We start from the raw sequence: 11,096 nt of genomic DNA, 5'->3' as shown, positions 1-11,096 counted from the left end.
TTTCTTTGGGTACTTTCTTGTTGCGAGACAAGAAAGTGCCTCGCCCGCCGGGGCGAACTCCCGGCATCTGTGCGCCAGCGCAGAAAAAGAATATCCGCGCCTAACTGGAATCCATAAAACAATAGCTGCCGACGCAAATTACATCTACATCGGCAACTATTTTTGCTTCAAAGGAATTCAACAACTCAGCGTGGCAGCGCTTCCACTTCCTTGGTCCAGCGGTCAATCAGACGCTTGCGCTCAGCAGATTTGCCGTACTTCTCGAAGTCGTACTTGATCAGCTTGACATCGTCCATGGTCGGAATGCGCGGGTCCATCTTGAACGTCTTGTTGGCAGGCACCTGGTAGCTGCCCACCTTCGCGCCCACGGCCTGGCCCTCGGGGCCCATCAGCCAGTCGTAGTACTTCTTGGCGTTGTCCATGTTGCGCGCGCCCTTCACCAGCGCAATGCCACCCACCTCGTAGCTCGTGCCTTCGCAGGGCGCATGGGTCTTCACAGGGTACTTGTCGGCCTTCCACTTCTCGAAATTGAACATGAAGGTGATGCCCACGCCCACCTCACCCTTGGCCACATTGGGGGCCTGGGCCTGGCCGCTGCGGGTGTAGGTAGTGGTGTTCTTGTGGAGCTTCTTGAGGTAGTCAAACGCCTGGTCTTCGCCCATCAGTTGCACCAGCCCGGCGATCACCGTATAGGCCGTGCCGCTGGAGGCGGGGTGCGAAATCTCTACCTCGCCCTTGAACTCGGGCTTGATCACATCGGCCCAGCACAGTGGCTCGGGCAGCTTCTTTTTCTTCAGGATGTCGGTGTTGTAGCCAAAGCCGATGGCCGAGCTGTAGAAACCGCCCACCTGGTTGCCCGACATGGCGTACTGGCGCACGCTCCAGTCGCGCAGGTCGTTGATGTAGGCCGGACGGTATTCAGCCAACAGGCCTTGCTCGGCCGCCTGCAGGAAAGGATCGCCCGTGCCGCCCCACCAGATATCGGTCTTGGGGTTGTTGGCCTCGGCACGCAGTTGGGCAGCGATCTCGCCGGTGCCCTTGTGCGCCTGGTTCACCTTGATGCCGGTCTTCTTGGTGAACTCCTTGGCCGCAGCCTCGCACCAGGGCGCATCGGTGCTGCACAGCGCATTGACCACGCCTTGCGCCTGGGCGCTCGCGGCAAGTGCTGTCAGCACGGCGGCTGCGGAAAGACTGCGGATGTTGAAGGGTGCCATGGGCTTGCTCCTGGTTGTGTTGTCTCAATACGTTGGTAGAACGTTTTTGCGGTCTCGAAATCGGGTGGATGGCAGCATCCCGCCCCAGATGCCAATTGTGACAAATTTATGACAACTTTCGGCGTTTCCCGCGCTGCCTGCTGTGTCACTTGTGCGGTGGCACAATCGCCCCCTTGTTTGATCCCTGTGAGCTGCGGGTGTGTACCGCCTGCAAGAGCCGAAGATGACTGCCTTTTCCGGTGCCCGCCGCACCTTTCACCTGAGTGATTTCGATTTCGAGCTCCCCGCCGAGCTGATTGCCCAACACCCCGCTGCGGAGCGCAGCGCCTCGCGCCTTCTGGATGCACGCGAGCCCGAACTGGCAGACCGCCACTTCTACGAACTCCCCGATCTGCTGCAAGCGGGCGACCTGCTGATCTTCAACGACACCCAGGTGATCAAGGCGCGCGTGTTCGGCGAAAAATCCAGCGGCGGCAAGATCGAATTGCTGATCGAACGCGTGCTGGACGGCAATGAAGTCGTTGCCCACATGAAGGTGAGCAAGAAACCGGCCGTGGGCGGCGTTCTGCACATGATGGGCGGCAAGAAGGCCGGCGGTTTTGACGCCGTGCTGATGGGCCGCTGGCCCAACGAGATGGGTGCCCTGTTCCGCCTGCGCCTCGATGGCCCCCATGGCGAAACCCCGTGGGAGCTGATGCAGCAGCACGGCCACATTCCGCTGCCGCCCTACATCGAGCGCGAACAGCAATCGGGCCAGGACCCGAACCAGGCCGAAGACGAAGTGCGCTATCAGACGGTGTTTGCGAAGAACCCCGGCGCAGTGGCAGCCCCCACCGCTGCGCTGCACTTCGACGACAAGGTGCTGGCCGCGCTGGAAGCCAAAGGCGTGGAGCGCGCCAGCGTCACCCTGCACGTCGGCGCAGGCACCTTCCAGCCCGTCAAGACAGAGAACCTCAAAGACCACCAGATGCACAGCGAGTGGTACGACATTCCGCTGCCCACCCTGGCCGCGCTGGAGCGCTGCCGCCAGCGCGGCGGCCGCGTGGTTGCCGTGGGCACCACCACCGTGCGCACGCTCGAATCATGGGCGCGCACCGGCCAGCTCTCGGGCGACACCAACATCTTCATCACGCCCGGCTTTCCCTACCGCGTGGTTGACATGCTGGTCACCAACTTCCACTTGCCCAAAAGCAGTCTGATGATGCTGGTGAGCGCCTTTGCGGGCTACGAACACATCATGGATCTGTACAAGCACGCGGTCGCACACCAGTACCGCTTCTTCAGCTACGGCGACTCGATGCTGCTGCAGCGCAAGAAGCACATGGCAACGGGCGAAGAGCCCCAACCTGGCAGCGAAGAGCCAGCAGCGGCCAACACCGGCACTGCGGCCTGAGGCACTGGCCCATCGCCCACTAAGAGCTGCTGCCTTCAGCAGCTTTTTGTCATTGGGCACTTGTAGCAGTGCTTCCCGAAGCGCCAAAAACATGCAGTTGCACAGGGGAAGACGGAGAGCACTCAGCCCTGCTGGGCGCTACCCTCGTCCGCCGAGGCACCGCCCGCCTGGGTTGACCCGTGCCGCACGTAGACCTGGAAGTCTCCCACCTGCACCACATCGCCAGCAAACAGTATCTTGCGCTTGACCCGCACGCCATTGACCAGGGTACCGTTGGTGCTGTCATGGTCCTCCACCGTCAGAATGCCGAAGCGCTCGCGCAGAAAAAAGGCGCCATGGTGGCGGCTGACGCTGGCATGGTCCATCACGATGGCGCTGCTGGCTTCACGGCCAAAGGTGGAAAAGCCGTCCTCCAGGAACAGCGAGCGCAACGCAAGCCTGTTGTGCTCCTTGATCAGCAATTCGGTGGTCATGGGAAGATCGTTGAAGGTTTTTTGCATCAAATTGCTATTAATTATACTAAGTAGTAAAAATTTCACGGCGCGAAATTCTTCTTACTTAATTGTTAATTAAACAATTTCACAATAAATCACCAAACGCACTCGCTGTCAATATCTGCTGCTTATAGGCAGATAAGTACCTATTTTCCGCCATCCAACCTTGAAGAATCGCGATGGGGAACGGTCAGAAATAGTCGCAGAACCGGCGCCCCGCCACCTCGTGCACCCGCACCGGGATGGCGTACAGGTCACTCAGCACCTCATTGCAGACCACCGTCTGCGGCGGGCCCTCACGGTACAGGTGGCCGTCCTTCATGGCGATGATGTGGTCTGCGTAGGTGGCCGCAAAATTGATGTCGTGCAACACCACCACCACGGTCTTGCCCGTGTCCTGTACGGCCTGGCGCAGCAGCTTCATCATGCCCACGGCATGGGCCATGTCCAGGTTGTTGAGCGGCTCGTCGAGCAGGATGTAGCGCGTGTCCTGGCATAGCACCATGGCAATGTAGGCCCGCTGGCGCTGGCCACCCGAGAGTTCGTCGAGAAAGCGCGTCTCCAGCGATTCCAGGTTCAGATAGGCCAGGGCCCGGTCCACATGGGTCTTGTCCTCCGCACTCAGTCGGCCCTTGGAATGCGGAAACCGGCCAAAGGCCACCAGATCGCGCACCGTCAGGCGCAACGCGCTCTGGTTGTCCTGTCGCAGAATGGCCAGAATGCGTGCCAGCGCATCACTGGCCGTGGTGGCAATGTCCTGCCCTTCGATGCGCACCTGGCCCGAGGTCATTGGCACCAGGCGGCTGATCAGGCCCAGGGCGGTCGACTTGCCCGCGCCGTTGGGGCCGATGATGGCGGTGAGCTTGCCTTGCGGAATGCGCAGGTCCACCCCATGCAGCACCGTGGTGGTGCCATGCGTCTTGCACAGTTTTTCTGTTTCGATCATGACTTTCTGACTCTCCGGCTCTCAATGCCTGGTTTTTCGTACCAGCAGGTAGATGAAGGTGAGCCCGCCCAGAAACTCCACCACGATCGACAGCGAGGTGTTGAAACCAAACATGCGCTCCAGCACCATCTGCCCGCCTACCAGAAGCAAGGCCCCAAGCAGCACGGTGGCCGCCAGCGTGTAGCGGTGCTGGTGCGTGTGCATCAGCTGGTAGGCCATGTTGCTCACCAGCAGGCCAAAGAAGGTGACCGGCCCCACCAGCGCGGTCGAGACCGACACCAGAATGGCGATCACAACCAGGATGCCCATCACCGCGCGCTGGTAGTCCACACCCAGGTTGATGGCTACCTCGCGGCCCAGCGCCAGCACATCCAGCACATGGCGCTGGCGCCATACCCACAGGCCCATGGCCGCAATCACCACGAGCGACAGCGCGAGCAGCGGGCGCGAGACGGTGTTGAAGTTGGCAAACAGACGGTCCTGCAGCACCACAAAGTCATTCGGGTCCATCACGCGCCAGACGAAATTGTTCAGGCTGCGAAAGAAGATGCCCGCCACAATGCCCACGAGCAGCAGCAGATGCAGATTGCTGGCCTGCCCGCGAAACAGCCAGACGAACAGCGTGGTGGACAGCACCACCATCAGCCCCACGTTCATGCCAAAGCGCGCCAGCTCGGGTATCTGCATGGCCGCCACCCCCACGGTGAACGCCAGCACCGACTGGATCAGCTGGAACAGCGCGTCAAAGCCCATCACCGCAGGCGTGAGGATGCGGTTGCCCGTCACCGTCTGGAACAGCACCGTCGATATGCCAATTGCAAACGCCACTGCCCATAAGGTGGCCAGCTTGGTACCCCGCAGCGGCAGCACAAAGCTCCATTCAGCCTGCACGTCAATGGTCATGAACAGGCCACTGGCAAACAGCGCAAGCGCCAGCAGCAGCCAGAGGCGACGTACGGGGGTTCCCAACAGCGACAAATTTGCTGCTTTTTTCATAGCTGATGGCGCTTCATCTGCAAGCACTGCAGGCATTTTTTGCATGGATGCCTTGCTCACATCAGCCTCCCATGCGCTTGCGCCGCGCCAGCAGCAGGGCGAGGAACATGGCGCTGCCGATCACACCCATCACCGTGCCGATCGGCACCTCGTAGGGCGCAATCACCAGGCGGCCGATCAGGTCGCAGACAAGCGCCATCAAGGCCCCGGCCCAGGCTACCCACAACACCGATTTGCGCACGTTGTCGCCCACCACCAGCCGCACCAGGTTAGGCACGATCAGGCCGACAAACGGGATGATGCCCACGGTGACGATGACCGATGCCGTGACCACCGACACCACGGCCACGCCCTGCGCCACCAGGCGCTTGTAGTTGAGCCCCAGATTGGTGGCAAAGTCCTGCCCCATGCCGGCCACGGTAAAGCGGTCGGCTGCCACCATGGCCACGACGGTGACCACCAGCGACAGCCACAGCAGCTCGTAGCGGCCTTGCACGATGGCGGAAAAATCCGCCGTCATCCACGAGCGTGCCGTCTGCATGAGGTCAAAGCGGTAGGCGAGGAAGGTCGTGGCCGACTCGATCACCCCTGACAGCACCAGCCCCACCAGCGGCACGATCAGCGCAGCACGCAGGCGGATGCGCGAGAGCACCGCCAGAAACAGCGCCGTGCCCGCAAGCGCAAACACCGCAGCCAGCCCCATCTTGGCAAAGACCGGCATGTCCGGCCACAGCAGCACGCCCACGAGCATGCCCATGCCAGCGGATTCGGCAGTGCCCATGGTTGACGGCTCCACGTAGTGGTTGCGCGCCAGCATCTGCATCAACAGGCCCGCCACGGCCATGGCGCTGCCCGCCAGCAGCAGCGCCAGGGTGCGCGGCACGCGGCTGGCAACCAGCACCTGCGTGGCCAGGTCGTCTTCGTTGTGCGAGAAAAGGCGCACGATGGTGGCGACCGACACATCGCTCACCCCCACCAGCAGGCTGATGAAGGCCAGAACGGCCAGGGCTGCCACGGCGGGCAGCGCGAAAGCCAGCGGGCGCAGCACCGGGCTGCGCTCGCTGCGTGGCGCTTTCAAAACCATGTCTGTCATGCTGTGGCTCGCGGCAAGGCTGGCTGCAGCCCAGCCATCAGGCTTGGGAGAATGCGTTGATCAGCTGCGTCACATCGTCGTGCAGCGAGCCGGGGCTGGCGTTGCCCAGCAGGTACCAGTTGGCCGAGTTCAGATAGACGATCTGCTTTTTCCTGGCCGCCTTGGTGGCGTTGACCAGCGGGTTGTCCAGCAGCTTGGACGCCGATGCGCCTTCGCGGCCAATGGCGGCATCGCGGTCCAGCACGAACAGCCAGTCGGGATTGGTCTTGAGGATGAATTCAAACGAGATCGCCTGGCCGTGGCCCGCCACCTGGATGTCCTTGTTGGCAGGCGCAATGCCGTACACATCGTGCAGCATGCCAAAGCGCGAGCCAGGGCCGTAGGCGCTGAGCTTGCCGCCATTGGTCATCACCATCAGGCCCGTGCCCTTGCCCGCCGTCAAGCCCTTGAGCTTGTCGATATCGGCCTGCATGGCGGCGATGAGTTCATCCGCCTTGGCCTCGGCGCCCACCATCTGGCCCAGAATCTTCAGGTGCTTGAAAGCGCTTTCCACCGGCTTGGCGTTGTTCACCGTCAGATCAAGCGTTGGGGCAATCTTTGACAGCTCGGGCACCTTCGCTGCCGAACGGCCACCGGCCACGATCACATCGGGATTGAGGCCCTTGACCACTTCGTAGTTGGGCTCGAACAGGCTGCCGATACGGGTGTAGTCCTTGCTGGCGTACTGCTCCAGCACCTGGGGAAACTTGACCACCTCGGGCACGCCCTTGACCTGCGCGCCCAGCGCCCGCAGGCAGTCGAGCGCCGCCATGTCGAACACCAGAATGGTTTTCGGTTTGACGGGAATCTGCACCGCACCATTGGATTGCTGCACCGTGAAGCTTTGCTGTGCCAGGGCCGAGCCCGCCGCCCAGGGCAGGGTCACCAACGCACCCAGTTGCAGGAGCGACTGGCGGCGGTTGACGGAAAACGTCGAAGTCCCCGAAGAAGACAAGGCAAAGCGCGACATGGAACATCCTTTGGTCGGTGAGCTGGCAGCCCATGCATGCATCCGACCCAAGCCCGTATCGCTACGTGATGCTATTGATTGCTCTCCAATTCATAGCTTCTTGCGCCCGCCACATATGCTCCAGCGGTTGATTTACTGGAATGACCGCAAACCCCGCGAAAAAAGGGCACCGCTGCATGAGCTTTACGCAAATTAACACGTATGCGAATCATTCTCATTTAATGGTAACACGCTGTTGCTACCTCAACCAAACGCAAGGCCTTTATTCCTGCATGGCGCGTGCGGCTTTGCAGGTGTCGCAGGCCGGACAACAGCGCCACGAAATCGCCTGCCGGGAGCCACGGCAGGCTCGCCAATGGCGGCAGGCTTTTTACAATGGACAAGTCATTGCGCCAGCCCTTCGACTCCGCAGGAGACCGGCTGCCGCGCCTTGCACCAGCCCGCGTGACCTCCCCGACCGCCTCACCCGCGCCTGTGGCCCTGCGCCCAGGCGATTTGACCGTGACCCCACCCTCCGCGTCAGCGCTGCCTGCAGCCCCGGCCGCCGCAGCACCCGCGACCTTGCCATCGCCAGGCGCTCCCCGTCCGGGCAAGGGATCGGCCTTCACCGGCATTGCCATGACGGTTACGGCTTGCGCCTTTTTCTGCCTGCTGGACACCGGCTCCAAGTACGTGGGCGCCATTTTGCCGCTGCTCATGGCTCTGTGGTTGCGCTACGTGCTGCAATCGATCTTCACGGTGAGCTGGGGGCTGGCACAGAGCGGTATGGATATCTTCCGCACCACGCACCCGCGCTTTCAGGTGATGCGCGCCGCACTGTTTTGCAGCAGCAATGCCTGCGCCATGATGAGCCTGCGCTACCTGCCGCTGGCCGAGTTCACCGCCGTGGTGGCGATGACGCCGCTCGCCATGACCCTGGTGGCCGCACTGTGGCTGCGCCAGCCGGTGAGTCCTCTGCGCTGGGTGCTGGTGGCCATGGGGTTTGTCGGTACGGTGGTCATCATCCGCCCCGGCGGCGCCAATTTCAGCGGCGGCGCCCTGGTCTGGCCCCTGCTGCAACTGGCCGCCAATACGGCTTACCAGATCGTCAGCAGTCAGATGGCTGGCAAGGAACGGCCGCTGACCACGCAGATCTACACCAGCCTGCTCGCCCTGGTGCTGACCACCGCGAGCCTGCCCTGGTTCTGGCAGATGCCCGATACTGCGGCCCTGTGGCTGGGCGCACTCGCCATGGGCGTGGGCAGCACCATTGGCCACTTGATGCTGCTCAAGGCTTACGAACACGCCAAGCCGGCAACCATTTCGCCCTTCCTCTACAGCCAGATCCCGTTCGCCGTGTTCTCCGGCTGGCTGCTGTACGGCCACATGCCAGACCATTGGGCGGTGCTGGGGATGGTGGCCATTGCCGTGGGCGGCGCGCTGAGCGCCTGGCTGTCGGTACGGGAATCGCGTTAGCTATTTATTTGATAGCATCTTGCGCTTTACAGATGAGCGCCAGAGACGCTTTTATTCATTGTTTTGCTGGCCCCTGATTGCGGCCAGCAAAAAGCCCCGCCAAGGCGGGGCCAGAAACGGTCACAGCACATTACGCATCAAGACGCCAGCTTGCGCACCTTGAAGGCTGCAAAAATCTGCAAGAGCCCGTACACCAGCGCCCCCACGCCAATCCAGATCACGCCGACGATCAGGCCAGCCAGCGGCGCGGCCAGCATCAGACCGCCCAGAATGACGCCCAGCACGCCGCCCAGAATCAGCATCCACTCGTTGTCGATCTCCTCGCGCACGCGGATGGCAAATACGATGCGCATCACGCCCGAGACGATGAACCACACCGCCATCACCATGACGATGCTGGCCGCCATCGAGACCGGGTTGGCGATCGCCATCACGCCAAAGGCGAGCGAAATCAGCGCGTAGAGAATCATCCAGCCGCGCGAAACCCCGGCGTTCTTGCCAAATGCGCCAATCAGACCCACTACGCCTTCTGCCACCGCCAGAATGCCGATGGCCCAGGTCATGCTCGCGCCCATCGACAGTGGGTTGACCAGCGCCATCACCCCAAACAGCGCAGAGACGATGCCGAACAGCAAGATCACCCACCAGCTGCGGCCGACGGTGTGCCGCAATGAATCAGACAGTGGAAGATTGGTAGCCATGGTTCACTCCTTGTGGATAAAACCATCCGATTATCCAAAGGCCTGCGCGGGCGGCGCGTCGTCCAATGCCGCGACCTGCCCTGCCAGGGGTTGTGCCGTGGCCTGCCCGCTACATATGGCTGCTGCCGGGGCAAAAAAAACGCCGCAGGCAATGGCACTGCGGCGCTGGCTGGGTGTGTTCTCCTGGTCAGTAGGCAACAGCCTGCCCGTCCTTGCGCGGGTCGGAGCCCGCGATGTAGTGGCCGCCCTCTCGCTGAATCAGCTGCGCGCCGCCAAAGGCAAACACGCCATTGCCTTCTTCGACCGTGATCTCATGGCCGCGCGCACGCAGCGCCTCCACCACCTGCGGATCAAACCCGGGCTCGACCGAGACCTTGTTGCCCCCGGTCACGCGCCAGCGCGGAGCGTCGGCAGCAGCCTGCGGGTTCTGGCCGTAGCGCAGCACGCGCACCGCCATCTGTACATGGCCTTGCGATTGCATCGGCCCGCCCATCACGCCAAAGGCCATCTGCGGCGTGCCGTCGGCATTCATCGCAAACGCAGGAATGATGGTGTGCGAAGGCCGTTTGCCCGGCGCCACCTGGTTGGCGTGCCCTGCCTCGGTGGTAAAGCCCGCGCCACGGTTCTGCAGGCTGATGCCGGTACCCGGCACCACCACGCCCGAGCCAAAACCCATGTAGTTGGACTGGATGAAGGACACCATCATGCCGCTCTCGTCACACGCGCACAGGTACACCGTGCCGCCGGGACGGGGTGCGCCATAGCTGGCCACACGGGCCTTGCTGCGGTCGATCAGCTGCGCACGTTCTGCCAGATAGGCGGGGTTCAGCAGCTCCTGCTGCGGCTTGACGCGCATGTGGTCGATGTCGGCGTTGTATTGCGCCAGATCGGCCAGCGCCAGCTTCATCGCCTCGATCTGCAGGTGCACGGTTTCCGCGCTGTCCAGCGGGTCGCTGCCGATGTCGAGGCTATCGAGCATGCCCAGCGCCATCAGCGCGGCGATGCCCTGGCCGTTGGGAGGAATTTCGTGGATCACCGAATCGCCAAACGGCTGGGAGACCGTGCCCACCCAGTCGCAGCGGTGCGCGGCCAGGTCTTCGACGGTCATCACGCCGCCGTTGGCCTGGCTGTGCGCGGCCATCTTCTTGGCAAGCGCGCCCCGGTAGAAGGATTCGCCCATGGTGGCGGCAATCTCTTCCAGGGTCTGTGCATGGGCTTCACTCTTGAACACCTCGCCCGCCTTGGGCGCGCTGCCGCCTGGAGCAAAGCATTCCTGGAAGCCGGGCTGATCGCCCAGCTTGGCAAGCCCCAGCTCCCACAGCCTGGCGATGGTGGGCGAGACGGCAAACCCATGGCGCGCGTAGTCGATGGCCGGTTGCGCCACCTGCGCAAAGGGCAGCTTGCCGAAGCGGCGGGACAGTTCGACCCAGGCCGACACCGCGCCCGGCACGGTCACGGCGTTCCAGCCCTTCTCGGGAATGCCGCCCAGCTTGTCGAAGTACCCGGGCGTCCAGCCTGCGGGCGCGCGGCCCGAGGCGTTCAGGCCATGCAGCTCCTTGCCGTCCCATACGATGGCAAAGCCATCGCTGCCAATGCCGCAGCCGGTAGGCTCCACCACCGTCAGGGCCATGGCGGCTGCCAGCGCGGCATCCACCGCATTGCCACCGGCCAGCAGCATGCGCAGGCCGGCTTGCGCCGCCAGCGGCTGCGAGGTGCTGACCACATTGCGGCCCAGCACCGACGAGCGGTGCGATGCATAGGGCAGCGCCCAATCACGGATGGTTGTCATGTCTTT

Annotated in this window: 10 protein-coding genes; 2 read left to right on the top strand and 8 right to left on the bottom strand. The window is 62.7% G+C overall.

Features of this window, described 5'->3' with window-relative positions:
- Window positions 1–185: 185 nt before the first annotated feature.
- Window positions 186–1,214 carry an ABC transporter substrate-binding protein gene (locus tag ABIE32_RS03420; protein WP_224152910.1) on the bottom strand — a complete coding sequence of 343 codons (1,029 nt, stop codon included), beginning with the start codon at window positions 1,212–1,214 and terminating at the stop codon, window positions 186–188.
- A 223-nt stretch (window positions 1,215–1,437) separates the two neighbouring features.
- On the opposite strand from ABIE32_RS03420, the gene queA reads away from it, so the two are divergent.
- Entirely contained in the window at window positions 1,438–2,607 is a 1,170-nt protein-coding gene (gene queA / locus ABIE32_RS03415; RefSeq protein ID WP_224152909.1) for a tRNA preQ1(34) S-adenosylmethionine ribosyltransferase-isomerase QueA, read from the top strand.
- A 122-nt stretch (window positions 2,608–2,729) separates the two neighbouring features.
- On the opposite strand, the gene ABIE32_RS03410 is transcribed toward queA, so the two are convergent.
- From ABIE32_RS03410 to ABIE32_RS03390, 5 genes are all read right to left on the bottom strand, one after another.
- A complete protein-coding gene (locus ABIE32_RS03410) occupies window positions 2,730–3,080 on the bottom strand; it encodes an FHA domain-containing protein (RefSeq protein ID WP_224152907.1) in 351 nt (116 codons plus the stop codon).
- 211 nt (window positions 3,081–3,291) lie between these two features.
- Entirely contained in the window at window positions 3,292–4,047 is a 756-nt protein-coding gene (locus tag ABIE32_RS03405; protein WP_224152905.1) for an ABC transporter ATP-binding protein, read from the bottom strand.
- 21 nt (window positions 4,048–4,068) lie between these two features.
- Window positions 4,069–5,043, bottom strand: a complete 975-nt coding sequence (locus ABIE32_RS03400; RefSeq protein ID WP_429013952.1) for an iron chelate uptake ABC transporter family permease subunit — start codon at window positions 5,041–5,043, stop codon at window positions 4,069–4,071.
- A gap of 61 nt (window positions 5,044–5,104) precedes the next feature.
- Window positions 5,105–6,127: an ABC transporter permease gene (locus ABIE32_RS03395; RefSeq protein WP_429014260.1), complete on the bottom strand. Its 1,023-nt coding sequence runs from the start codon at window positions 6,125–6,127 to the stop codon at window positions 5,105–5,107.
- A gap of 46 nt (window positions 6,128–6,173) precedes the next feature.
- Entirely contained in the window at window positions 6,174–7,145 is a 972-nt protein-coding gene (locus tag ABIE32_RS03390; RefSeq protein WP_224152901.1) for a siderophore ABC transporter substrate-binding protein, read from the bottom strand.
- A 618-nt stretch (window positions 7,146–7,763) separates the two neighbouring features.
- On the opposite strand from ABIE32_RS03390, the gene ABIE32_RS03385 reads away from it, so the two are divergent.
- Complete coding sequence (locus ABIE32_RS03385; protein ID WP_429014258.1) at window positions 7,764–8,600, top strand: DMT family transporter; 837 nt, start codon at window positions 7,764–7,766, stop codon at window positions 8,598–8,600.
- Between the two features lie 137 nt (window positions 8,601–8,737).
- Here ABIE32_RS03385 and ABIE32_RS03380 read toward each other — a convergent pair whose 3' ends face one another.
- Window positions 8,738–9,301 carry an HdeD family acid-resistance protein gene (locus tag ABIE32_RS03380; protein WP_224152900.1) on the bottom strand — a complete coding sequence of 188 codons (564 nt, stop codon included), beginning with the start codon at window positions 9,299–9,301 and terminating at the stop codon, window positions 8,738–8,740.
- Window positions 9,302–9,488: 187 nt separating this feature from the next.
- Window positions 9,489–11,090, bottom strand: coding sequence for a gamma-glutamyltransferase family protein (locus tag ABIE32_RS03375; RefSeq protein ID WP_429013948.1), 1,602 nt, complete (start codon window positions 11,088–11,090; stop codon window positions 9,489–9,491).
- Between the last annotated feature and the right edge of the window lie 6 nt (window positions 11,091–11,096).

It is taken from the genome of Comamonas sp. 4034 (assembly GCF_050434545.1).
Lineage (GTDB): Bacteria > Pseudomonadota > Gammaproteobacteria > Burkholderiales > Burkholderiaceae_C > Comamonas > Comamonas odontotermitis.
Note: the sequence above shows the minus strand (reverse complement) of the source record. Positions and strands in the feature narration are given on the sequence as shown.

Bases quoted from the DNA above. Each gene is read 5' to 3' on its own strand.
- queA (WP_224152909.1), top strand. From the start codon at position 1,438: ATGACTGCCTTTTCCGGTGCCCGCCGCACCTTTCACCTGAGTGATTTC.
- ABIE32_RS03375 (WP_429013948.1), bottom strand. From the start codon at position 11,090: ATGACAACCATCCGTGATTGGGCGCTGCCCTATGCATCGCACCGCTCG.
- ABIE32_RS03405 (WP_224152905.1), bottom strand. From the start codon at position 4,047: ATGATCGAAACAGAAAAACTGTGCAAGACGCATGGCACCACCACGGTG.
- ABIE32_RS03400 (WP_429013952.1), bottom strand. From the start codon at position 5,043: ATGAAAAAAGCAGCAAATTTGTCGCTGTTGGGAACCCCCGTACGTCGC.
- ABIE32_RS03390 (WP_224152901.1), bottom strand. From the start codon at position 7,145: ATGTCGCGCTTTGCCTTGTCTTCTTCGGGGACTTCGACGTTTTCCGTC.
- ABIE32_RS03380 (WP_224152900.1), bottom strand. From the start codon at position 9,301: ATGGCTACCAATCTTCCACTGTCTGATTCATTGCGGCACACCGTCGGC.
- ABIE32_RS03410 (WP_224152907.1), bottom strand. From the start codon at position 3,080: ATGACCACCGAATTGCTGATCAAGGAGCACAACAGGCTTGCGTTGCGC.
- ABIE32_RS03420 (WP_224152910.1), bottom strand. From the start codon at position 1,214: ATGGCACCCTTCAACATCCGCAGTCTTTCCGCAGCCGCCGTGCTGACA.
- ABIE32_RS03385 (WP_429014258.1), top strand. From the start codon at position 7,764: ATGACGGTTACGGCTTGCGCCTTTTTCTGCCTGCTGGACACCGGCTCC.
- ABIE32_RS03395 (WP_429014260.1), bottom strand. From the start codon at position 6,127: ATGGTTTTGAAAGCGCCACGCAGCGAGCGCAGCCCGGTGCTGCGCCCG.